Source organism: Candidatus Nitrosopumilus sp. (genome assembly GCF_040878665.1).
Classification (GTDB): domain Archaea; phylum Thermoproteota; class Nitrososphaeria; order Nitrososphaerales; family Nitrosopumilaceae; genus Nitrosopumilus.
On record NZ_JBBDLU010000007.1, the window covers coordinates 203,008 to 224,944 of the forward strand.

26 protein-coding genes are annotated in these 21,937 nt (G+C 33.9%); 12 read left to right on the forward strand and 14 right to left on the reverse strand.

Going from position 1 to position 21,937, the window contains the following annotated elements:
* Genes WDZ98_RS07555 through WDZ98_RS07565 form a run of 3 tightly spaced genes read left to right on the forward strand, consistent with a single transcriptional unit; the run spans window position 1 to window position 2,825 of the window.
* Window positions 1-1,122: a M20/M25/M40 family metallo-hydrolase gene (locus WDZ98_RS07555; protein WP_368059651.1), complete on the forward strand. Its 1,122-nt coding sequence runs from the start codon at window positions 1-3 to the stop codon at window positions 1,120-1,122.
* 2 nt (window positions 1,123-1,124) lie between these two features.
* Complete coding sequence (gene dph5, locus WDZ98_RS07560; protein ID WP_368059649.1) at window positions 1,125-2,162, forward strand: diphthine synthase; 1,038 nt, start codon at window positions 1,125-1,127, stop codon at window positions 2,160-2,162.
* Window positions 2,163-2,207: 45 nt separating this feature from the next.
* Window positions 2,208-2,825, forward strand: coding sequence for an adenylyltransferase/cytidyltransferase family protein (locus WDZ98_RS07565; RefSeq protein ID WP_368059647.1), 618 nt, complete (start codon window positions 2,208-2,210; stop codon window positions 2,823-2,825).
* On the opposite strand, the gene WDZ98_RS07570 is transcribed toward WDZ98_RS07565, so the two are convergent.
* The 6 genes from WDZ98_RS07570 to WDZ98_RS07595 form a co-directional block, all read right to left on the reverse strand.
* Window positions 2,822-3,505 (reverse strand): DUF120 domain-containing protein, encoded by a 684-nt coding sequence (locus tag WDZ98_RS07570; protein ID WP_368059645.1) that lies wholly within the window; start codon window positions 3,503-3,505, stop codon window positions 2,822-2,824. The two genes, WDZ98_RS07565 and WDZ98_RS07570, sit on opposite strands and share 4 nt — an antisense overlap.
* Window positions 3,506-3,510: 5 nt before the next feature.
* Window positions 3,511-4,656 (reverse strand): DNA primase DnaG, encoded by a 1,146-nt coding sequence (gene dnaG / locus WDZ98_RS07575; protein WP_368059643.1) that lies wholly within the window; start codon window positions 4,654-4,656, stop codon window positions 3,511-3,513.
* Between the two features lie 148 nt (window positions 4,657-4,804).
* A complete protein-coding gene (gene erpA / locus WDZ98_RS07580; protein WP_368059641.1) occupies window positions 4,805-5,155 on the reverse strand; it encodes an iron-sulfur cluster insertion protein ErpA in 351 nt (116 codons plus the stop codon).
* A 91-nt stretch (window positions 5,156-5,246) separates the two neighbouring features.
* Window positions 5,247-5,648 carry a CBS domain-containing protein gene (locus tag WDZ98_RS07585; protein ID WP_368059639.1) on the reverse strand — a complete coding sequence of 134 codons (402 nt, stop codon included), beginning with the start codon at window positions 5,646-5,648 and terminating at the stop codon, window positions 5,247-5,249.
* A 45-nt stretch (window positions 5,649-5,693) separates the two neighbouring features.
* Window positions 5,694-6,296, reverse strand: a complete 603-nt coding sequence (locus WDZ98_RS07590; RefSeq protein ID WP_368059637.1) for a hypothetical protein — start codon at window positions 6,294-6,296, stop codon at window positions 5,694-5,696.
* Window positions 6,297-6,325: 29 nt separating this feature from the next.
* Window positions 6,326-6,667 carry an ArsR family transcriptional regulator gene (locus WDZ98_RS07595; RefSeq protein WP_368059635.1) on the reverse strand — a complete coding sequence of 114 codons (342 nt, stop codon included), beginning with the start codon at window positions 6,665-6,667 and terminating at the stop codon, window positions 6,326-6,328.
* A 95-nt stretch (window positions 6,668-6,762) separates the two neighbouring features.
* Between WDZ98_RS07595 and WDZ98_RS07600 the strand changes: the two genes are divergently transcribed.
* A complete protein-coding gene (locus WDZ98_RS07600) occupies window positions 6,763-7,287 on the forward strand; it encodes a plastocyanin/azurin family copper-binding protein (RefSeq protein WP_368059633.1) in 525 nt (174 codons plus the stop codon).
* 48 nt (window positions 7,288-7,335) lie between these two features.
* Here WDZ98_RS07600 and WDZ98_RS07605 read toward each other — a convergent pair whose 3' ends face one another.
* From WDZ98_RS07605 to WDZ98_RS07620, 4 genes are all read right to left on the reverse strand, one after another.
* Window positions 7,336-8,097, reverse strand: coding sequence for an enoyl-CoA hydratase/isomerase family protein (locus WDZ98_RS07605; RefSeq protein WP_368059631.1), 762 nt, complete (start codon window positions 8,095-8,097; stop codon window positions 7,336-7,338).
* Between the two features lie 36 nt (window positions 8,098-8,133).
* Window positions 8,134-10,251 (reverse strand): 3-hydroxypropionate--CoA ligase, encoded by a 2,118-nt coding sequence (locus WDZ98_RS07610; protein WP_368059629.1) that lies wholly within the window; start codon window positions 10,249-10,251, stop codon window positions 8,134-8,136.
* A gap of 587 nt (window positions 10,252-10,838) precedes the next feature.
* Window positions 10,839-11,429 carry a hypothetical protein gene (locus WDZ98_RS07615; RefSeq protein WP_368059627.1) on the reverse strand — a complete coding sequence of 197 codons (591 nt, stop codon included), beginning with the start codon at window positions 11,427-11,429 and terminating at the stop codon, window positions 10,839-10,841.
* Window positions 11,430-11,545: 116 nt separating this feature from the next.
* Complete coding sequence (locus WDZ98_RS07620) at window positions 11,546-12,382, reverse strand: hypothetical protein (protein WP_368059625.1); 837 nt, start codon at window positions 12,380-12,382, stop codon at window positions 11,546-11,548.
* A gap of 190 nt (window positions 12,383-12,572) precedes the next feature.
* On the opposite strand from WDZ98_RS07620, the gene WDZ98_RS07625 reads away from it, so the two are divergent.
* On the forward strand, window positions 12,573-13,256 hold the full coding sequence (locus WDZ98_RS07625; RefSeq protein ID WP_368059623.1) for an ArsR/SmtB family transcription factor: 684 nt from the start codon (window positions 12,573-12,575) through the stop codon (window positions 13,254-13,256).
* A 66-nt stretch (window positions 13,257-13,322) separates the two neighbouring features.
* Here the strand turns inward: WDZ98_RS07625 and WDZ98_RS07630 are convergent, their stop codons facing one another.
* Window positions 13,323-13,919, reverse strand: a complete 597-nt coding sequence (locus tag WDZ98_RS07630) for a hypothetical protein (RefSeq protein WP_368059621.1) — start codon at window positions 13,917-13,919, stop codon at window positions 13,323-13,325.
* Window positions 13,913-14,617 carry a hypothetical protein gene (locus WDZ98_RS07635; RefSeq protein ID WP_368059619.1) on the reverse strand — a complete coding sequence of 235 codons (705 nt, stop codon included), beginning with the start codon at window positions 14,615-14,617 and terminating at the stop codon, window positions 13,913-13,915. The genes WDZ98_RS07630 and WDZ98_RS07635 overlap by 7 nt, the downstream gene beginning before the upstream one ends.
* A gap of 189 nt (window positions 14,618-14,806) precedes the next feature.
* Here WDZ98_RS07635 and WDZ98_RS07640 point away from each other — a divergent pair, with 189 nt between their 5' ends.
* The 5 genes from WDZ98_RS07640 to WDZ98_RS07660 all read left to right on the forward strand — a co-directional run bounded on the left by WDZ98_RS07640 (window position 14,807) and on the right by WDZ98_RS07660 (window position 18,411).
* Window positions 14,807-14,974, forward strand: coding sequence for a hypothetical protein (locus tag WDZ98_RS07640; RefSeq protein WP_368059617.1), 168 nt, complete (start codon window positions 14,807-14,809; stop codon window positions 14,972-14,974).
* Between the two features lie 301 nt (window positions 14,975-15,275).
* Window positions 15,276-15,566 carry a winged helix-turn-helix domain-containing protein gene (locus WDZ98_RS07645; protein WP_368059615.1) on the forward strand — a complete coding sequence of 97 codons (291 nt, stop codon included), beginning with the start codon at window positions 15,276-15,278 and terminating at the stop codon, window positions 15,564-15,566.
* A 104-nt stretch (window positions 15,567-15,670) separates the two neighbouring features.
* Window positions 15,671-16,354: a hypothetical protein gene (locus WDZ98_RS07650; RefSeq protein ID WP_368059613.1), complete on the forward strand. Its 684-nt coding sequence runs from the start codon at window positions 15,671-15,673 to the stop codon at window positions 16,352-16,354.
* Window positions 16,344-17,195: a hypothetical protein gene (locus WDZ98_RS07655; protein ID WP_368059611.1), complete on the forward strand. Its 852-nt coding sequence runs from the start codon at window positions 16,344-16,346 to the stop codon at window positions 17,193-17,195. The genes WDZ98_RS07650 and WDZ98_RS07655 overlap by 11 nt, the downstream gene beginning before the upstream one ends.
* Window positions 17,196-17,499: 304 nt before the next feature.
* Complete coding sequence (locus WDZ98_RS07660) at window positions 17,500-18,411, forward strand: hypothetical protein (protein ID WP_368059609.1); 912 nt, start codon at window positions 17,500-17,502, stop codon at window positions 18,409-18,411.
* A 621-nt stretch (window positions 18,412-19,032) separates the two neighbouring features.
* On the opposite strand, the gene WDZ98_RS07665 is transcribed toward WDZ98_RS07660, so the two are convergent.
* Window positions 19,033-19,164, reverse strand: a complete 132-nt coding sequence (locus tag WDZ98_RS07665; protein ID WP_368059607.1) for a hypothetical protein — start codon at window positions 19,162-19,164, stop codon at window positions 19,033-19,035.
* A 90-nt stretch (window positions 19,165-19,254) separates the two neighbouring features.
* On the opposite strand from WDZ98_RS07665, the gene WDZ98_RS07670 reads away from it, so the two are divergent.
* The gene (locus WDZ98_RS07670; RefSeq protein ID WP_368059605.1) at window positions 19,255-19,449 is read left to right on the forward strand and encodes a hypothetical protein; all 195 of its coding nucleotides are present in this window, start codon (window positions 19,255-19,257) and stop codon (window positions 19,447-19,449) included.
* Between the two features lie 74 nt (window positions 19,450-19,523).
* The gene (locus WDZ98_RS07675) at window positions 19,524-20,564 is read left to right on the forward strand and encodes a hypothetical protein (RefSeq protein ID WP_368059603.1); all 1,041 of its coding nucleotides are present in this window, start codon (window positions 19,524-19,526) and stop codon (window positions 20,562-20,564) included.
* Window positions 20,565-20,727: 163 nt separating this feature from the next.
* Here the strand turns inward: WDZ98_RS07675 and WDZ98_RS07680 are convergent, their stop codons facing one another.
* Window positions 20,728-21,885 carry a hypothetical protein gene (locus tag WDZ98_RS07680; RefSeq protein ID WP_368059601.1) on the reverse strand — a complete coding sequence of 386 codons (1,158 nt, stop codon included), beginning with the start codon at window positions 21,883-21,885 and terminating at the stop codon, window positions 20,728-20,730.
* Window positions 21,886-21,937 lie beyond the last annotated feature (52 nt).

Consider the following 21,937-nt stretch of genomic DNA (forward strand, 5'->3'; position numbering starts at 1 on the left):
TTGGACACATTTACAGTAACACCAAGATTTGCAGTGAAGATGCTTGAAAAGTCACTTAGACTCTACACGCCATCGTTGAGTGAAAAACCAATGGCAGAATTTTTAGCTGATAAATGTGATGATTTAGGATTTGAAGATATTCAAATTGATGAAGTAGGAAACATAATTGCAAAGAAAGGATCAGGTTCACCAAAAATTATGTTATGTGGACACATGGATGTTGTACCAGGAAAAGTAAAAGTTAGGAAAGAAGGGGATTCACTTTATGGACGAGGAGCATCAGATGCAAAAGCACCATTAATGGCAATGCTATTTGCTGCAGCATCAATTCAAAACAACAACGGAACCGTATATTTTGTAGGTGCGGTAGATGAAGAAGGAAATGCCACGGGAGTTAAAAATCTCGTTAAGAAAGAATTAGGTATTGATTACGCAATTTTTGGAGAACCAAGTGGAATTAAACAAGTTACAATTGCATACAAAGGAAGATTGGCAATCAATCTCAAAATTAGTGTTGATGATAGTTCTCATGCAAGTGCACCTTGGCTTTCAAAGAACGCAATTCAAGAATCAATGGTTTTTGTAAAAGAACTCAAAGACAGACTGGAAAAAAATCAAGAAGGAAGATCAAGGGGAATGTTACTCACTATAACTATGACTGAAATTAAAGGTGGAACAAGTCACAATGTAACACCGAAAGATTGCGAGACAACATTTGATATTAGAATTCCAGTAGACATGAATTGTAAAACTATTGAGCAGCAAATTGCAACACATGTAAAAGAAATTGCACAGGAAAGAGATGTGGAGGCATTTTATTCAATCCTAGATGAAACAGAACCATTTGAGGCATCTCACACATCACCACTAGTTAGAGCATTTACTCTTGGAATAATGGAAGTAGAACATGCAAGACCAACTCTAATCAGAAAAACAGGTACAGGAGACATGAATGTTTTAGGCAATCAATGGAATATTCCTGTAGTCACATATGGGCCAGGAGATCCTCATGAGGCACATACAATTGATGAAAAAGTTTCAATTGATGAATATCTAAGAGGAATAGAAATTCTCAAAAAAACCCTACAGCATTTAAAGAGACTTCACGATAAAAATATTTAGTAATGCTCTGGTTTGTCGGTTTAGGAATTTCTGGATTTAAATCAATTCCAAGCGAGGCATTAGATGTTTTATCAAATGCAGATATTGTTTATCTTGAACAATTTACCAGTCCAATTGGAAAATCGGATCTAACTAAAATCAAGAATGCTACAAAAGGAGAATTCATACCTGCAAAAAGATGGTTAGTTGAAGACGGTAAAGAAATTCTAGAAAATGCCAAGAAGAAGAAAGTTGTGCTATTAGCTTATGGAGATCCGTATATTGCAACAACACACATTGAATTAAGAACTAGGGCAATAGAAGAGAAAATAAAGACCATTTCCATTCATGCGTCATCATCTCTTACTTCAATGATTGGAGAGTGTGGTTTACATTTTTACAAAATTGGAAGAATAGCAACAATCATGAGTGAAATTAAATCAATGACAACACCATACTATGTAATTTATAAAAACATCATTGAGGGAAATCACACAGTACTTCTTTTAGAATATAATCAAGACAAAGATTTCTTCTTAGACCCTAAAGAAGCATTAGAAAGATTAGTAGAAACAGAGAAAGGGCAAAAACGAGAAGTGATAAACACATCAACATATGCAATAGTTGCATCTAGAATTGGATTCAAAGATCAAAAAATAATTTCAGGAAAAATATCTAGTTTATTGAAGATTGATTTCGGTAAACCTCCACACACTGTAATTATACCAGGTAGATTACATTTCACAGAATCAGATGCACTCAAAATATTTGGTCAGTGTATTGATGAGCCATATGATAACAGTGAAAAAACAAAAAAGATTTCAGTGCAGATGATGAAAAAATATGTTCCAATGGTTAGAGAAGCATTAGAGGAAATCACACCTCATTACAAAGATCAAAAAGAGTTTCATGGAATTTTAGAAAACGCAGAATTGTACGTCCAAGATGCAGAAAAATTTCTAGAAGACGGTCAAGAAGAGGTAGCAATTTTGAGCATAGGGTATGCAGATGGTCTTGTAGATGCATTGAGATTGGCAAAAGGCCTTGAGCCAAAAATGTAATTTGTAGCAATGAATTAAAGAGAGGGTCTGAAAATAGAAAAAACATTGGAAAAAATCGAAAAAAATATTCTTTCTATCATTTACGTTTGTCAAATTGAAAGAAAAAAAGCATTTGACTTGATTAAAGAAAAAACAATTCTGTCAGATACAGAGATTAACTCAGAGATTGATGAGTTAATCAAAAAAAATCTTGTAAATAGTGATAGAAATACACTAACTGAAACTGGGAGAAGTTCATTACGGATAGTTTTGGCCGGAGGGGTATTTGATATCATTCACCCAGGGCACATCCATACATTAAACGCTGCAAAGAAACTCGGGGATGTCTTAGTAGTGGTTGTAGCAACAGACAATACAGCGGTAAAAATGAAGAAGCGAAGACCTCTCCACACTCAAGAGCAAAGACAGGAAATGGTGAATTCATTATCAACAGTAGATCTTTGTTTAATTGGACAAGAAGACGATATTTTTAAAACAGTAAGTCATGTAAGGCCACAAATTATTGCTTTAGGATACGATCAAGTTCATCAAGAGAAATTCATTATAGATGGATGTAAAAAAATAAAGCTTGATGCAGAAGTTGCACGATTACAATCACCAATTCCAGAAAGTTCCAGTTCTAAAATTGAAAAAGAATATGGGGAATCTATTCACGGAATTTAAGATACAATCGGAATTTTAATTGAAATTTTTGTCCCATCTTTTAGTTTAGCAGTTTTTCTCAGACAGGATTTGGAGATCAATTCTATAATCGAGTCATCATGATGTGTACGTTCAAGTATGATTAATTCACAATTTATCGTATTATTTAATTTGGCATTAAAACATTTTACCCACCCATAAGTTCTTTTTCCATCAGAGAAACTCTTGATTTTGATACCATTCAAAGCTTCAAATTGTTTGATAGATTCTTGATGTATTTTTTCATCTAGTCTGACATTAAGAGTTCCTGGAAATGGCACATACCCAATTTTGGATTGGAATTGTTTTGTGTAACCCTTTAATCCCATGTAATATGCACCTTCACCCATTCCAGAAACTATAGTTCCTTTTAGAACTACATGTGAAGAAGAAGAATCCAAACTCTTTTGTAAAATAGATGAAAGTTTTACCATTTCAGAAAATCCTTTTGACGTTATTTTTACTGAAATGTTTCTTCCGTTTATTATTCTCTCAATGAATTTATTTTGTTCTAATTCAAGAAGATGTTTTGATGCTGCTTGTTGTGATTTTTGGATATTTTTTCCAAGAGATGAAGTAGTGACTGAAACATAATTGTATTTTGCACCTTTTGATAGTAAATAAGAGAGAGTTAAGATATGCTGAATTTTTAGTTCAGACATATACTCTAAGATACACCAAGGTCACTGAATGTTTTTAGTTTCATTCCATCGGAGTTGGATAATTTGGCAACTCTATGACCAATCACACATTCGATTCCAGCATTTTTGGCGCCTTCTAAAAGTCTCTGAGTGATAATTCCATCTAACAGAAGATACTTGATTCCAGATTGTGAGGAAAGTTTACTGACAACCTCACTTATTGGAACTTTGAAAACTTCGTTTTGATCACCATCTAATGCAACAGCTTCGAGTGTTTCGTTGAGATTTGGAAAAACTTTTGCTGCAACTTCTGCGAGAGGTTTATCGTCATCACTCTTTAGAGCAGCTTTTGGTTTACCATCTCGAATTTCATCAGCAATAGGTCTTAGAATTTCATCAATTCTTTGTGGAGTTAACTCTTCAACTTCAACACCAGTATCTGCTTGTATTTCATAATCTAATGTAACAACAGATTTGAGTTCTTTGAGAATAAAACCACCTGATCTATCTCCGTCAAGGAATGCAACTACAGTATCTTTTGAATTGCATAGTTCTTTGATAGATTCATCAATTTTAGCACCTTCTATTGCAAGAGCATTATCATAACCAGCTCGTAGAAGATTGATAACATCAGCTCTTCCTTCAACTAGGATCACCCAACTAGAATCAAAAACACCTGAACTGCAGGTTAGTTTTGATGGACCATATGTTGATAACTTGCCAGTATCACCTTGGTGAACATCATTTAACATGCTTTCACCTTCACTAACAGTTTTAGTTGCCCATTTTTGTTTGATTTCTTTTGCACGTTTTACAATATCTTCTTTCTTTGCAGCACGTACATCATCAATAGCTTCTAATCTAAATTTACAATCAAACGGACCAACCTTGTCAATGCTTTCAATTCCAGCAGCAATTAATGCACAAGTATCAATATCGGTACTCATTGGAATTAAAGCATCACCATTAGTTGTGTTAGATGTAGATTTGGTATTGACTTCAATACGACCTACTTTAGAAACTCGTTGCAGCTCATTCAGATTCATCTCTGGGCCTAACAGTCCTTCTGTTTGGCCAAAGATGGCTCCGATTATATCTGCTCTTTCAACGAGTCCATCAACTTCATAGGAAAGTTTAACATGATATTTGACAATTCCTGATTTATTTGACATAACTTCATCTCCTGTATTTTCATAATTTTGGTCTCTGCATTAGATATATGAGGGTATCGAAAACAATTTTAACAAAATTATTGGTGCTGCAAAAATGTGTCAGTAGCATCGCTATAGAAATTTAAAAATGAAAAATAATGATGTTTGTTTATTCAGTGCTAAATGAGTGACCGCATGAACAGGATTTTGTAACATTTGGATTATTAATTTTGAATCCAGACCCCATTAGGCTCTCAATGTAATCCACGTTAGCGCCTTGTAGATGATCAACGCTGTAACTGTCAACTAAAAGCTTGACACCACTTTCTTCTAAGACAATATCGTCTTCTTCGGGTGCTTTTTCAAAGCCCATTCCATAAGATAGTCCAGAACAACCTCCACCCTGAACGTATACTCTAAGGTATTCAGGAGATTCTGCTTCTTCTTTCATGAATTCATGGATTTTTTCAGCTGCTTTGGCAGTAACTGTGATCATTTTTTGTGTTTGCTCAGTTGCCATTATGAAGAAAAATGCTCTTTCAAATTATAATAAGCTTTTCCCACCAGACACACTAGTAATTCAGGAAATCAACATTATTTCCTTCATATTTTTAATGATCTGCAATATGTTTCACTAGATCACTTGAAGTGAGAATTCCGACAACCTTACCATCATCAATGACAGGCAATTTTCTAACATTCCTAGTAGACATTAGATCTGATGCAACCCAAAGATTAGAATTGGAATCAATAGAGATGAGTGGAGAGGACATTATTCGTCTAACAGGAGTATCAATAGGGTAAGAGTGTGCAGTTATTTTTATTGCAAAATCTCTATCAGTTACAATTCCAACAGGTAAATTATTTTCTAAAACTACAATAGCCCCAACCCCAACATCTTCCATCATCTTTGCGGCATTAGTAGCAGTTACAGATGAATCAACTGAAACGACAGAGTTATTCATTATTTGTTTTACCAAAGTTTTTTGTTGAATCGGATCAGAGAAATGCATAGTTAGATTGTATGAAAAGTGCTATTTCAAAGGATTAAACGAATTTCAATTATGATAATCATGTTCATTAAAATCAGACCCTAGGGATACAGATAAAATTACTGTTGTGTCAGTTGTTTGAAATTTAAGTTCTTTATCAGGTAAGAAACTACGAAAAACTTGAGTCAGTAATTGTTCAGTGAAAACAGACCATTTCAAACCTAAATCATGTTGAATTAAAAATGTGTGGACGTCTCCTTCTACTCGATGATCAGAATTCATACCAGAGGCACGCATATAATCTTCCAACGTTTCAATACAACGTTTCAAATCATACCCTCCTTTGATAAACAAGACAGTATCTTTAATCATTGGAAACAACAAGGTAATTATTTCATCAATGTCTTTTCCATCTAATTCACCTCCCAGAGATTCCAAAATTCCTTTGGGCACTGGAATCATTCCAATCTTATTAGAAAAACGATCCCATTGAGCATATTTTTCCAGAATTTGTCTTACAAGTACATTTTGAGATATTCCTTTCTGAGTTGATTCAGTTTCTAATTCAATAACAAGTTTTTCTGGTAACCTGTATGTGATACTTCGAGTAGATTCTTTTTTTGAGGAATGGATTTGTCGTTTTGTTGAAGTTAAAATTTTATCAGCCATAAGAGTAACTCCAACAAAAAGATAGACAGTTAGCGTGTGTTTGAATAGTTTGGAACTAATTCAACAGACGTTTCCTCAAGATCACACGTTAGAGATATTGATTTTACCCGACTCTTGTAAAGGAAATATTTTTTTCCATCTTGATTAATTGAGCCTGAGATTGCCAGTAATTTGGCATCGTATAGAGTCTGCAATCTCCTATAAACAGTACTAATAGGAATCTTTTTTTCTCCAGATATTTCCATTGCGGATTTTGGCTTGTCTAAAGTATTGTGCAGTATTGCTTTACAATATTTATCGGCAAGTATTTCTAAAATAACCTGCTTTCTTTCATCATCCATGATTTTTTGAGTTTGAATCAATTCTTGCATGTAAAAAAATAGTCAAAATCAGATATAACAGATAAGTTTGCACTGCAAGACAATGTGTACTCATGTAATAAATCATCTAAACATCATTTTGTAATATGAAGTACAGAACAAGAAAAATATCGATTCCAATAATGATATTTTCTGTCCTGTTAGTGTCATTTTCAGCAAATTTTGCCAATGCTGAATCAATTCCAGAATGGGTAAAAAATAATGCATTGTGGTATGGTCAGGGAGTAATTTCAGAGACAGAATTTCTAAACGCAATTAAATTTTTGATTGAAAATGGTGTGATCATAATTGAGAACACGGAAGATAAACCATCAAAAAACATGGATGCGACAGTTACAATTCCTAATGGAAACTCGGACATTGCAAGTAGTGGATTTTACTTGCCATTGAATCTAGAAATCCCAGCAAATACAAAAGTAATTTGGATAAATGCTGATTCGGTTCCACATAACATACAAAGTCAAAATGAATTTGGAAAAGTGACTGATTTATTCAACAGCCCCCCATTGGAAACAGGAGATAAATTTGATTTTGATTTTGAAGAATCTGGAGTATTTAGTTATCATTGTTCATTTCACCCATGGAGAGTTGGATTAGTTACTGTAAGATAGAGTTCTCAAACTCTGAATTTTTTTAATAAAATAATAAATTAGAAACAGCTATTTTTTTGACTTGTTAACAAATGCAGTCATACGTTCTTGTCTATCAGGATGAGTGAAACAATTTCTCCAAGCAAGAAGTTCTATTGAAAGACCAGTGTCAAGATCTGCATTTCTACCTTTGTTAATTGCAACTTTAGACATTTGAACACCCATTGCAGAGTTTGCTGCTATTTGTTGTGCCATCTTCAAAGCTTCCTCTTGTAATGATGCAAGTGGAACTACATGGTTTACAAGACCGATCTCTTTGGCCTCATCTGCTTTGATCATTTTACCTGTGTAAACAAGTTCTTTTGCTTTTGCTATTCCCACAATTCTCATCAATCTTTGGGTTCCGCCCCATCCAGGTGGAATTCCTATTGTTACTTCTGGTTGACCTAATCGTGCAGTATCTGCAGCAATTCTAATATCACAAGACATTGCAAGTTCACAACCTCCACCCAATGCAAAACCATTAACTGCTGCAATAGTTGGCTGTCTAACCAATTCCACAGTAGCAGTAACAAGTTGACCAGTTTTTGCATATTCTACGGATTCATCTGCAGTGATTTTTGACATGTATTCAATATCAGCACCAGCAGAGAATGCTTTTTCTCCTTCGCCAGTCAAAATAATGACTTTAACATCATCGTTATGGTTTAGTTCTTCAAAAGTTTTGATTAGTTCTTTTGCAACATCAGTATTCATAGCATTGAGTTTATCAGGCCTGTTAATTTTGACAGTACAAATGCCATCAGAAGTTGATGTGGTAACTAGTGACATGACAATTTGGCAATTAATGTGAAACTTAAATGTTCTCTATTTTCCGCGTACTTTGCCCCATTGAGATAATGCAGATGCGGCTGTAACCCAAGTTCGAAGATCACTGTAAACTGGAACATTGTGTTCCTCAATCAATTTTGTCATTTTTTCAGTGTATGGACCGCCATTTCCGCCAGCTAGAATTGGTTTCTGCATTTTCTTTGAGAGATCAGCTAGATAACCAACAATTGTTTCTTCAAGTGGATCGTCTTGGAAGACAAACCATGGCATGGCAATATCGACATTCTTTTCATCTAAGAACTGTTGAATGACAAATCTATAGTCATCAGCAGTTGCACCACCACCTACATCTGCAGGATTGCCATTATGAATAGGAACAGTTGGTGGAAAACGATCCTTTATTTTTTTGAGAATTGCTGGAGATAACTTTCCTATTGTAAGATCGAATTTTTCTAATTGATCAATTCCACCAATCATTGGACCAGCACCATTACTAGTCATAGCAACACGATTACCCTTTGCAGGAGGTTGCCACGCTAGTGCCTTTAAGACTCCAACTAGTTCTTGATAACTATCAACTGAGATAATTCCTGCTTGTTTGAATGCACCCATAATCATTGCGTTGGAACCGCCAAGGGAACCGGTATGAGACGCAGCCTGTTTTGCACCAGCTGCAGTTCTTCCACTCTTCCAAATTACTATTGGTTTCTTCATCTCTTTCATTACACGTTTGGCAGTATTGATGAATTTTCTACCATCACCAAATCCTTCAACGTATAATCCAATTACTTTTGTTTGAGGATCATTTGCAGCATACCAGATCATATCTGCTTCATCAACATCAGAACGATTACCAAAACTAATCATCTTGGATAAACCAAATACATCAGCACTTTCCAACATACTAATTCCCATAGTTCCACTTTGTGAGAAAAATGCAACATGTCCTAATTTTGAACGTACCATTCTTTCTTGTCCTTGGAATGCGCAATCAAGTCTATTTGCTGCGTTAAACATTCCAATGCAATTAGGGCCAACTACACGGATTTTGTGTTTTAGAGATAATTCTTTTACTTCAGCTTCCATTGCAGCTCTGTCACCACCAAGCTCTTTACCGCCACCTGAAACAATGACAACATTATGAATTCCTTTCTTTGCACAAGTTTCCATAATAGGTCCACATGCAGATAGATCAATGCAAACAACAACAAGATCAACTTTGTCTTCTATTGCATCTAATGAGGGATAGCATTTGATTCCAAGAATGGATTCTTGGTTAGGATTAATCGGATATACTTTACCTTTGTAATCTTGCTTTCCAAGTGCATCCAAAACAGAATTACCAATCTTACCAGGGGTGGCAGATGCACCAACCAGTGCAACAGATGTTGGAGTAAAGAACAATTCCATGGAAGCAATGTTTGGTTTTGCTTTTGAAATTGAATTTATTTTTAATTTATTATTTAGAATAATTTTTGCATCAACTACAAAGTGGGACTTTGGATAAACAACTACTGGATTAAAGTCGATACTGTTAATGTAATCAGCATTTTCCACGCCTAATTTTCCGATTTGCACTAACATTTTTGCTACCATGTCAAGATCAATTGGCTCACTTCCTCTGAAACCTTTGAGAAGTTTGGAACCCTTGAGTTCGTTTAACATTGATTTTGCATCAGATGTGGTAATTGGAAGCATTCTAAATGCGACATCTTTGAAGACTTCAGTCATCACTCCTCCCAATCCAGCCATAATCATTGGACCAAATTGCGGATCATTTTGAATACCTACAATTAGTTCAACACCTTTTGGAACCATCTTTTCCAAAAGAATTCCTTTTACATCTACTCCTTTCTTTTTGGAAAGTCTGCCATACATATCATTAAAGGTTTTTTTGACATCATTGACATTGTCTAATCCAACTTTAACACCGCCCACATCAGTTTTATGCAAAATCTGTGGCGATACAACTTTCATAACAAGCGGAAATCCGATTTTTTTTGCTTGCTTTACTGCCTCATTTGCAGAAGTTACTAGTGCATATGGAGGAACTTTAACACCATAAGTCTTGAGGATATCTTTTGATAATTCTTCAGTGATGACTTTATGATCGGTTTGAATAGTGTCCTCAAAAATTTTCTTGACAGCAGTCATCGTTCGATCGATAAAATTAGAATTAACTATATTAATTTAATTAATTTGACAAAATTTAGCATATGAAATAGACACCTAAAAAAGCAAAATTTCTGATCGCTAAATCGTTTTGATAAGTTAACTAATAGATAACACAGAAATGTTAAATTAAACACAGCAAAAAAAGGTTCGAATATTTTTTTCTGCAAAGTATCACATCAAAATACCATACTTCGTACACCTAACTAGGTGTACGAAACATAGCTTTTTCTTGTTACGCACTATCATTTGCTATCTTTTTTTGTAACAGTTTGTATCAAAATTTCACAGAAAAACGCCTGTTACGCACTACCTTTTGCTATCATAGCACTTTTTGATAGCTATGTCGCAATTTCGTGCGCTATCATAGCTAATTCTCAGGCGCTATCATGTAGAGATATGATAGCTATCCTTTTTGATAGCTATGTTTTTTGATAGCTTTTTTGTGCAAAAAGGATAGTTATCTATACTTCGTACACCTAAAATGGTGTTTTAGGTAATGCGAAGAGATACAGACAATCAAACATCATAAAAAAAAACTGTGAAAAAACATAGATTTTTGATAGCACTCAGTTCTGTTGTTCTTTGTGAAGTCGATATCCTTCATACACATGGGTACCAATCATTCCACATGCTCCAATGGTAGGAAGAACAAGGTATTGGAACTTTTCACTGCCAAGTTTTTTAATTCCTGGAATCCATATCTGTGCAAGACAGTCTGCCTCTTCTTGTGACAGTTCTAATTCTGGATTTATTGCACGAAGTGGCGAAAGCATACCTCGAAATACTGCACTAACTGACTGTACGGTCAGATAATCGTACTTTAACTCAGGAATAACGGATTCTTGCAATTGCTCCTTGTGCATTTCAGGTTCGGCTTCTTGTTTTGAAATTTTGGCTTTTTCATTAATTTCAGCTGCAAGTTTTTCGTTGTATTTCTTTTTTCTAGAGAGTCCAACTGAATACAGGTCTACACCACGTTCTTCATAGGCTTCCTTGAATCTTCTTGAAATCAGTGTTCTATCACATGTAATGTCAGGATGTCTTTTCAGGAATTTTTCATGGAATTCGTTTCTTTTTGCAGTAGTGGAATAATCAGCACCTTGGTCTAGTTCCTTTCTGATTTCTTTTCTTAGCATGTCTGATATTGATTGGGGCATTGTTACACTAGATAGATAGATTTTGTTTTTATTCTTTTTTGATCTCAGCTCAAATCCCAATAGATTTGGTTTAATGGACTGTTTCAGGTTTGAACTCTAGTTTTCATTTTCTCCAATCATTCCAAAAACACATTCAGTTGTATTGATCCTCGTTTCCAATACAATTCTTCAAAGAAATTTCCATCTTTATGTTCAATGTCAATAAAGTATCTTCCTTTCATTGCATTGTCTTTGATATGTACGGGAACTTCAAATGATACGGTTTTGTCCGAGATTGCCGTTATTTGTGGTATGTTTAATGATATTCCAAATTCTTCTAGTTTACTTGAGTCTTCATATGATATTCCATTCCCTGAAGAATCATAGGTGCTGAATCCAGATATTCTCAGAGGAACATCTTCATCATAGCCAAAAAAAGAATCAATACACAAAACAAACTTTGCAGATTGTCCCTGTTCCATCACTAGGTTTTTTTCCATAGCCCTTACCTCTATTCCTTTTATCAAGTCCTTTCCAGACATTGAATCATCTGGAATTCTTACAGAGTATGGAATTATCTTGAATTTGTTCTCTTTATCAGGTCCATGTAGAAACAAAAGTGCATGTTCATTTGGGGAAAAGCGTTTTTCATTAGAGTTGATTGTATTTGAAGGAGGATATGGCAAATCCAATATCAGAATTTTTTCTTGTCGAGTGTTTTTAACATATTCGGATACATTTACTAGAAAATTAGTTCCATCACTTGGGATTTGAACAGTTCCAACTACTATGACATTAGCAGAATGATAAACATCGTTTATCGAACGGTAAATCAATGAAGCATGTGCTTTTGGCAAATATCCAATATCGCATTGCATACTTTGTAACGGCGATTGGAAAATAAAGAGTCCTCCTACAATAACAGAAATAACAATTATAATTCCCAAAATAATTATCATAAGATTAGTTTTCATTCTGTTTGTCTAAAATTCATGCATTCATAAAACATTCTATTTTATGTTCAAATCCATACAGGTTTGAACCCTATGGTTGAGTCAGAGACTATATTGCTCTTATTATTTTCAAATGTATTTCTTAATCGGTAATCAAGATGTGCCTGCATTTTCAAGTAATTTTATTAACTTAAGAATTTACTATCAACTTGTGGAAAAAAATGAATTAAATAATGAAAATTCAGATAGTGTCTCTAAAGAGTTCAAAGTTTTTTCCAATAATGATGAAAAACTAAAATTTTTAGGCAAAATTCTCAACAATGATTCAAGTAGAGAAATTTTTCAAATATTGATAGAAAAAGAAATGACTGCAAACGAAATTGCCACTCAAATGCAATTATCTTTGCCATTGGCGCTTTACCATATCAACCAAATGATAAAATCGGGTATTGTAGTAATCAGTAAAACATCCACTAATGGTAAAAAGCAACCAATGAAACATTATTCGGCAAAACCCGGAATTATAATCCTGCCTGAGAAAGCTTCTCAAAAAGCAAAAAACAGTAAATCGTTTTCGAAATCATTAAAATCCATTATGAAGTTTACGGTAATTGGTGTTGCAGGAATTGTGTCGTGGGTGACAGTTAAAGTAAATAACCAAGAGTTGCCAATACAAGAACCAACTAATGAGATAACTGACATCTATCCATCGATACCTCTAGATAGAATAGTTATTCCAAATCCAGGCATCACAACAAGTGCAGATTCTGTAGAATCTCTTATAATTTCAATACTCATTCCGGTCGTAATTGTTGTATCAGGAATAACTCTAGAAAGAATAATTACTAAATGGATTGGCAAAAGAAGGCAAAAAATAGATGATAACATTAACTGAATTCACTTAAAGAAAAATAAAAGAGATTTCAAATTATAACTAGTTATAAAATAAAAAGGGGGGAGGTTATTGGAGGTTTTTTGCAAACTCTACTAAATCGTCTAATGAACCCCATGACAACAATTGTACTTGTTCACCATTGGATTGGTAAATGGTCAGCTGTGCCGGAATTTCCAAATCTGGATTTTTTTCTGAACCTTTAGCAGGATCGCCATTTATTACAAACGTTTGTCCAGGATGTGATTTTTCATAATTTGCAATTCTTTTTTCAACATCTAAATTTCCAATTTCACTATGAAGTGCTAATATGCCTCCTTTTTTGAGGAATTCTGGCATTGTTGTGTTACTAGTGTAGGAAATCGAATCATCCAAATAAACAACGGTTATGAGTCCATAATTGTTCTTTTTAATTTCAGATAATTTTAGTGCTGAATTTTGTGGAGGATCTTTAACACTTGCTTCACTGGCTATATGATCTATGCTGATACTATTTCCATAATCCCCCATTGTATATGATGGAGGTCTAGGAATGCTATTTCTACTTGATAGTTCGTTAGCATCTACAGATATTGTTGAGATAACATCCATATTAGTAAATAATCCCATCGAAGCAATTACTGCAAATGATGCAATAATTAATTTTGTTTTGTTATTGTTTAACATGATGGATTATCTCCATATTCAAAGGATGTTGGATTTGTACACCAGTCGAAGTCATAATTAGGATCAACTTCAGTTCTTGCATTGTCCCAATTCCTCCATTGTGTGTCATAGTATTGTAAGCCAGATACATATCCATCCATAGCATTACTGACATGGATTGATTCTCCTCCTGTCATTAGCTTTCCTTTATCATAGTCTTGATCAGAAGTACGAGTATTGGAATTTACTACCAGATTCCATTGTTTGTCTTTGTTTGTATCTGAAAGCTCATAGTTATCAGTTCCAGCACTAGCCGACAAACAATAAGTAGTAGGTGATCCTCCTTCAACTCTTAACTGATAATGCTCTGCAGTAGATTCACCACCGCATGGACCTCCTCCACCTTTTATCCAACCAACCTCAACCCAATCACCGTCAGGAAAAGTAACCCAAAATGGATTTGCAGTCCAATGAGAGGTTACAGTTGATGGTAAAGTTGAAGGAACAGTATTGCTTCCTTTTAATCCACTTTCTTCTCTATCACCACACCAAAGGACACACCATTGTGCAATTGCTCTTGAATAACAATGATCAAGATTTGGATTGTTATCATCCATACAATCGTGTGAGGTAGGATCGGCATACACTGAAGGAACTATGAAAGAAACCAATAACAAGCTCATGGCCACAATTATAGTTTTTTGCGTTATATACGTCATTACCGTTTTTAGAAATATCAAGTTAATAGCGTTTGATTAAAAATATTTTGAACCGATCGTATTAATATAGTATGATGTTACTTTATGATCATCCTTGCTTTCAAGTCAGACGGGTAGAAAGTAGGGATCTTCAAAAACATTGTTTATTGAAGTCATTTCCGTCTGACTGATAATTTTTTGATTAACCAAATGGATTCCAAGAAATCAAACGACACTCTATCTCGAGAGGAACTACTCATCAAGTTACAACTCGAACAGTGGATTGTTGATGTGCAGAAAAAAGCAGAACTAGAGCAAAGACTGCAAAAGGCATTTGAGAATAGCAAGAGTCATGTTTCATCTCTAAGTCAAATGTAGAAGTCAAACCTCAACAGATTTGAACTGCAATGTGTGACTCAAAATAGGTTTGAACTCATGAAAAATAGAATCACAGATTACCGCAAAGACTTGATCTCAGTTCTGTTTCTATTTGATGTGTAGGTTCGAATAAGTTAAGATTTGATCTGTGAATGTTTGTTCAAATGAACGCACAATTTTGGTGTTTGTCCAAATGAACATTTTCCAATTATAAATTTCAACTGCAAAATACATTCAATCTGAATTGAAGTAAATGATAAATATCATGAAATTAATAATATCATACTATGATATTTGATGTATGATGGTAACAAAGAAACTACAAAGATTTGATCTCAAGGTTTTGCTGCGTCTGCTTACTTTAATGTATGAATCTGGGCACGAAAAAAGGACAAATCTGGCTCTAAATGCAAAGATAAACTATGACACATGCGTCTCATATCTTGAAATGCTAGAGTTTTTGGGATTTGTCATCAAGACAAATCGGCATTATGCATATGATATTACTCCTCAGGGAATTTTACTGTGCAAGAAAAAACTAGATGTTACATTTGATAAAAAATACAATGACATTCCAACAATTCTGGACTGACACTTAGCATATAGATACTATCTATATGGATAGTATGCGATCGCATAGTATCTATGTACTGAGCGAGACTTATTAGATAATTCCAAAGTTGGAAATACAATAACATGGAAAATACCAAAAAAATGAAAACAAAATTAAGTATTCTCGGAGTTGCCGTCATTGCTGGAATTCTAGCAGTCGGTAGTTTTGGAGTATTTAATGACACAAATAACGTGGCAGTAGAACCATCAACTGTATCAAAACCTCATGAGATCCCATTCTATCAAGGAGTCCCAATGTTACAAGCTGGAATAGCGTTTTTAGATCAAGAAAAATTCCATGAAGTAAGTGTTGAGAAATATCCTTGGTTAGGTAGGGCAATTCAAAACGGTGAAGCAATAGTAAGTGATAGAGAAGTCGAAGAGTTCTTTGTACTTAGCAATGATAATTACTATTACAAAGTAGGCTCTGAAATGTATTTTGTCAATTACGTTGATGCCAACATACGATTGGATACACATTACGTCAAGGCATTTCCATACGATGATGCTGTAGATAATGCAAAATCTTTGGATGTCAGCAGTGTTTCTTGGATGCAGAAAGCACTAAACAATCCCTATGCTTGGGTAGAAATACCTGAATCTGATTATAACTCATTCATGGATTTCAAATCCACAGGTGCTGATATACGAACTATTGATGGTGACTTTAACCTACGTTATGTGGGTGCAAATTCTGAAGAACTGAAAATGCCTGAGAATAAAGATCTGGTAGCAAAAAGCACGGGAGTATTTGAAAATGGAACGTAAAATTCTTACTGTAATGGCTTTTGCTGTTCTTGTTCTTAGTATTGGAATTACTCCTGCATTTGCAATGTCTGGTGCAGTAGAAACCACTGGCGGTCTGAAAATAAATGGCGCTTGGGTTACATCAGAGAAAGCCAATGATTATAAAAAAACTACTCAACCAAGTACGGGTGATTGGAGTCTCAGCGTTGCAGGAAATGGTAACACCGTATCTGGTGCACCATACTTGTACAATAGAGGCGTAGAAACCGGTGTAGACAATAATGCAATTAATGTTGATTTCAGCTTAACTACTAGATCTGCTGAAACCATGGAATACGTTATTGCAGTAGATGATATGAGTACTACGACTATGAGAAGTCATATCAATGGCGCTAAGGAGTATTTCCAATTTGATCACTCAATCAATTTCTCCGAAGATTCATCAACAACTTGGAGTCATGGAACAAAGACAAAATGTAGTGAGTTGTTGACTGAAGTACAAAATGATGTGAGTTGGTCAACCTTGAAAGCAAATAGTGACTTTTTAATCGCATTTGTGAATATACAAATGAAAGATGATGACGGTACAACAAATATTCATGCTTGTACTGACGGTGTAGGAGGCTCCACTGCTTCCCCTGTAATCGTAATTGGAAACACAAGTCCAGATTATGTGAGAACCATCATGCACGAGATTACACATGATTATGAAATTGATCATGATGGAACAACTTGCTCAAGTCAAACTCCTAATGTCATGGCATTTGGCGCTTCTGGTGGCAGTCCTTGCAGCTCTCAATACATCAAGAATTGGACCCCTAGTCAAGACACTACTATGGAATCTCGAAGAGGTTGGTATTAAATTACCAATCCTATCTCTTTTTTATTATTAACTAATAACACTAAACAAGTAAAATCAAAAATTGTCCTTATGGATAAAAAATGATTCATTGGTTTACGATGATTTTAATTTCCTGTATTGATAATTAGCATATTTGGCATCAAATCTTAATTGTCCATATTAAAAAAATCTGATCCTGTCTTCAGCGTAAGTTTGCTTAATAGTACAAATCTATGCCATCCTTTTTAATAAAATAATTGTGAATGTATTGCTATCATAGGTTAGAAAAACTTATGAGCATCTCTTAGAACTTTAATGCATTACAATGTCCAAAACTACTCGTCTAATTCTTTTGTTTGTTGCAATCGGTGTATTTGGTTTTGGAATTTACTTTGCTTTGAATTCCACCAATGATTATACATTCACAGAACTTTCAGATTATGATTCAAAACTGGGGATAAATGAATCTACTTGGGATTGTGCATCTGTATCTGTTGAAAAACTATCCATACATGATTTAGAAAAACTACAAAACAGACCAAACGGAGACCAGTTAATATTTTTGAATTTTACAGATAACAATTTAGATCAAGTAAATATTCTCGGAAAATTAGTGAGTGGCGTAAACAACCGGGAATATTCACTTAATGACCGAGGTTATGCAGAATTAGATATAGAAGAAATAGTAATTATTCAACACATTCTGATTGAAAAATCAATTTCAAAATACAAAGACACTATACACGATTATTCACGAGGATCAGATCCAGTACGTTATTATGATGATGATCTTGATAGATGGGAAAAAAACAAACATCGTTGGGAAGGTTATCTTGTAGAGTTTTTATCTCCCACAATAATTTACCAAGATCGTCTTTACCATGTTAATGGATTGGGAAGCAGCATCAGAAGTGACAATTTAGAAGAAACTATTAACGTTCAACTAATTGAAATGACTGAGCAAGAGTATCTTGCACAAAACCCAGAACACAAAATTATTGAGATTGCTGAACATGACATAAACTCTATGCCTGCAGTCCTGGATGCCATATCACAAATTGGAACATGGGAAATATCGATAACAGAAAGTCAGTACACTGGAGACAAAATACAACAGGAGATTGTTGATTATTTCAAATTAGAAACTCAAAGACAACTATCAGAATTTGAGGGAGAATATGTGGCAGATTTCACATATGGTGGAAATTATTACAGGACAGCATACCTTGTATGTTAAATCAACTATTGGAACTTGGCAAGATCAAACAAGATGTAACAGTACAAAAAAACTTTTGATAATTATTTCTGCATGTTGTCTTGTTTTTATAGACTGTTAAATCAGATCGATATTTTATTGTGATAGTTCCTTGTTGAGGAGAATCATGGTTCTTGAGATTTTCGTGTCATAGTCATAAATGCCGATATTTTTTGGATTTGAGGCTTTTTGGCTCAATTCTCTTTTGTAATAGAAGGATTTAAAGAGAATTGATGGCGCCCTCGGCGGGATTTGATGCTTTCAAGTCAGGCGGGTAGAAAGTAGGGATCACTTCAAAAACATTGTTTATTGAAGTCATTTCCGTCTGACTGATAATTTTTTTGATTAACCAAATGGATTATTCTTTTTTAATTCTATGAATTTTTCTAACACTTTATCACAAATTTTTAATTTGTTTTTGGCATTTCATTCTTTTATGTATCATAATTGAGTTAATCTACAAATTGAGATTTGCTAAAAAATAACTGTCTATGATTTTATAATGTGTGTCAAATTTTTCACGGTTTTAATAACTTACCATGAAGAATTTGAATAGTTCAAACCTATTGGGATTTGAATAGTGTGGACTTGTTGAGATTTGTTCTAGTCTTTCTTACTCAATTCATTTTCTAGTGCCTTTGTCACAAATTCTTTGATAGTAACTCCTTCGTCAACAATTCTATGCTTTAACTTTCGTTGAAGTTGTTCGTCTATCTCTACAATGAGTTTTGGCACAAGTTTAGCTTTGTATAATATTATAAATACTAGATTATAAATATATGGGAATATGGTAATATTTATTATTACCTTGATGATAGATATGACATGCATTCAGGCATAAAATCAGAGGCATATTCTGAAAAAACAAGTGATGATAGTCTATCACGAGATGAACTAATCATCAAGGCACAGTTAGAGCAATGGATTGTGGATGTACAGAAAAAAGCAGAACTAGAGCAAAGACTGCAAAAGGCATTTGAGAATAGTAAGAGTCATGTTTCATCTCTAAGTCAAATGTAGATTTCAAATCTCAACAAATCCGTAAAAATAAATGAATTTTTTAAGAATAAGACTACGTTGATTTGTGTTGTCATATGAGTATTAGTCAAGAACCACCGAGAGTCTATCTAGACACCAATCATTGGATACGATTATTAAAAATATCTCAAGGAATAGAAAAAAATGAAAAACTAGAAAAAATTTTTGAAATAATAAAAGAATTAACAAAGTCTGACAAGATTCGAGTTTTATATTCCGCTTTTACCTTAAATGAAATTTGGAAGTATCACGAAATTCAAGAACAGCATAAGTTAATTGATTTAATCTTAGATGTATCACAACAATGGGTGTTAAAACCTCACAATTTATTTCAAAAAAAAGAAATTGAGAATGCGGCTACTTTTGTGCTGAAAGGAAAATATATTCACAATCTAAATGCAGAAATGGTGGGAAAAGGCTTAGCTGCAATTTTTGATACCTCTTTTGATCACATGAATAAAAAACATCTTCTTGCATGGACTTTATTGAAGAATAATCCTTATGGCATATCTGAAGATTTTTTTAGAAAAGACTTTCAAAAGCATAGTGAAGATTTGGAAAATACTAAGCAAACTCTAAAAGATGGAAGATTACAAAAATTACACAAAGAGATTTTTGAAGAAAATAAAAAACTAATTGAAAATATGGAAGACTTGCGTCAAAAAAATAGTACTATGAATAAAGATTTGTTTTCTAGATATTCAATGGCACGTTCTTTAATAGATTCTGTAGTACCTCATTTGTCAGTTTTTATGCTTTCTAACCAAATAAAACCTGAAGAACTATTTGGTAAAGATCCTATCTCAAAAATAGCTAAAGAAAAAATAAATTTGTTGAGCAAACATTTGAATTCTTTGAATGTTATGTCTGTTTTAGTATTATCTAGAGATCTTACTACTCAAAAAAAGATTAGCCCCAATGATGTTTATGATATAGCACATTTGTCTGGCGCCATTCCTTATTGTGATGTTGTGGTTACTGATAAAATGGCTGCAAGAATCAGTAGACAAAAGAAACTTGATGAAATGTATGATTGTATTATTTTAGAGCGTCTTGAAGAACTTTCTCAAATTGAACCTATTAAATCTCAAATTTGATGTTGCTTTCATGAACATATACAATCCTCCCAGTTTTACACTGACATACTGAAATTAGGTTTAAGAGAATCAATGTTCAAACCTTGGCAGATTTGCACATATTTTATTAAAAATAATGCCAATACAGTTCAAATCTTGACAGGTCCATACAGTCAGAGTGTCATCACGATAAATGTGAAGTAATAAGAGCTACGCGTTTTTCTAAATTCTGAAATTTTGTAGCAAATATTTGTAAATGTTGTCTTAGCTCTTCTTTTTCTTCGTGATGTTGTTGCTTTAGTTTACTTAGTTCGGTATCATCAGAAATTTCAGAATATAATGTAATGAAAGGTTCTACCATTTCATAAAAAATTTCCAATTCTTCACGAGATTTTGCTAGATAAATTTTAGATGATTGGCTTTTTTGGCCCATGAATATACGAGCCATATCATCACCAACTGCTGCAATTTGGCAAGCAGTTCTGAAAACTTTACGTAATCTTTTTGGACGTAGTGGACCCTGCTTACCTTGACTAAGATAGATTCCGAGTCTTTGTTGTGCAATTCTAAAGTTTGTTGCTATACTAGCAGAATCCACCCTGTTTCTTTTCTCTCGAATACTAGAAACAAAAATTGGTTCGGAATCATCAGCATTGAAACGTTTTTCTCGTATATATTTTCGAAGTGCATTAGTAGATTCTATGCTAAAAAAAGTCTTTATCCATTCACCAGTTTTATTTCTGAAATTTGAAAGAAATAGCCTCTTGTGATTATCTTGATTTCTAACAAATTCTAGATTTAGCTTTATCAAATCCCCAATATCTAATCCTGAGGATATCAAACATAGTGCAATTACCTCATCTCTTCGATTTAATGATTTTAGGAAATCACGTAACAAAGATTTATTCAAGGTTAGTTTTCTATTATTTTGATTAACTGAAAACAGTGGATAATTGGCATCAGTTTGATCCACTTCTTTTGGTTTTGTTTTTGGTGAATGCCAATTTCTAGTATCAATTTTGTTGTGAGAATAAAATCCTCTTAATGTTCCATAGATTCCAATAATGCAAGAATTTTCATTTAAGCCATCATTTTTACACCAAGAAAATACATCTGCCAGTCTGCTTTCTGCAAGTTCATTGTCTTTTGCAGCTTCTGTGATTAATTCATCAGGGGTTTTTCTCGAATGTTTGAGTAATTTGACAATCCAATATGTCACACTTTTCCAAGTGTTCTCGGATAATCCACCATTAATTCCACGTCGGGTTAGTTCTCTTTTCCATCTTTTTACACTATCAAAGTCTTCAAAATCATAATCAAGTTGTATTGTTTTTTTACGCAAGTGTAATAATATGACTAAATGTGCTATTAAATTTTGATGATCTACAAAGTTT

Bases quoted from the DNA above. Each gene is read 5' to 3' on its own strand.
- dph5 (WP_368059649.1), top strand. From the start codon at position 1,125: ATGCTCTGGTTTGTCGGTTTAGGAATTTCTGGATTTAAATCAATTCCA.
- WDZ98_RS07570 (WP_368059645.1), bottom strand. From the start codon at position 3,505: ATGTCTGAACTAAAAATTCAGCATATCTTAACTCTCTCTTATTTACTA.
- dnaG (WP_368059643.1), bottom strand. From the start codon at position 4,656: ATGTCAAATAAATCAGGAATTGTCAAATATCATGTTAAACTTTCCTAT.
- erpA (WP_368059641.1), bottom strand. From the start codon at position 5,155: ATGGCAACTGAGCAAACACAAAAAATGATCACAGTTACTGCCAAAGCA.
- WDZ98_RS07585 (WP_368059639.1), bottom strand. From the start codon at position 5,648: ATGCATTTCTCTGATCCGATTCAACAAAAAACTTTGGTAAAACAAATA.
- WDZ98_RS07590 (WP_368059637.1), bottom strand. From the start codon at position 6,296: ATGGCTGATAAAATTTTAACTTCAACAAAACGACAAATCCATTCCTCA.
- WDZ98_RS07595 (WP_368059635.1), bottom strand. From the start codon at position 6,667: ATGCAAGAATTGATTCAAACTCAAAAAATCATGGATGATGAAAGAAAG.
- WDZ98_RS07600 (WP_368059633.1), top strand. From the start codon at position 6,763: ATGAAGTACAGAACAAGAAAAATATCGATTCCAATAATGATATTTTCT.
- WDZ98_RS07605 (WP_368059631.1), bottom strand. From the start codon at position 8,097: ATGTCACTAGTTACCACATCAACTTCTGATGGCATTTGTACTGTCAAA.
- WDZ98_RS07610 (WP_368059629.1), bottom strand. From the start codon at position 10,251: ATGACTGCTGTCAAGAAAATTTTTGAGGACACTATTCAAACCGATCAT.
- WDZ98_RS07615 (WP_368059627.1), bottom strand. From the start codon at position 11,429: ATGCCCCAATCAATATCAGACATGCTAAGAAAAGAAATCAGAAAGGAA.
- WDZ98_RS07620 (WP_368059625.1), bottom strand. From the start codon at position 12,382: ATGAAAACTAATCTTATGATAATTATTTTGGGAATTATAATTGTTATT.
- WDZ98_RS07630 (WP_368059621.1), bottom strand. From the start codon at position 13,919: ATGTTAAACAATAACAAAACAAAATTAATTATTGCATCATTTGCAGTA.
- WDZ98_RS07635 (WP_368059619.1), bottom strand. From the start codon at position 14,617: ATGACGTATATAACGCAAAAAACTATAATTGTGGCCATGAGCTTGTTA.
- WDZ98_RS07640 (WP_368059617.1), top strand. From the start codon at position 14,807: ATGGATTCCAAGAAATCAAACGACACTCTATCTCGAGAGGAACTACTC.
- WDZ98_RS07645 (WP_368059615.1), top strand. From the start codon at position 15,276: ATGATGGTAACAAAGAAACTACAAAGATTTGATCTCAAGGTTTTGCTG.
- WDZ98_RS07650 (WP_368059613.1), top strand. From the start codon at position 15,671: ATGGAAAATACCAAAAAAATGAAAACAAAATTAAGTATTCTCGGAGTT.
- WDZ98_RS07655 (WP_368059611.1), top strand. From the start codon at position 16,344: ATGGAACGTAAAATTCTTACTGTAATGGCTTTTGCTGTTCTTGTTCTT.
- WDZ98_RS07660 (WP_368059609.1), top strand. From the start codon at position 17,500: ATGTCCAAAACTACTCGTCTAATTCTTTTGTTTGTTGCAATCGGTGTA.
- WDZ98_RS07670 (WP_368059605.1), top strand. From the start codon at position 19,255: ATGCATTCAGGCATAAAATCAGAGGCATATTCTGAAAAAACAAGTGAT.
- WDZ98_RS07675 (WP_368059603.1), top strand. From the start codon at position 19,524: ATGAGTATTAGTCAAGAACCACCGAGAGTCTATCTAGACACCAATCAT.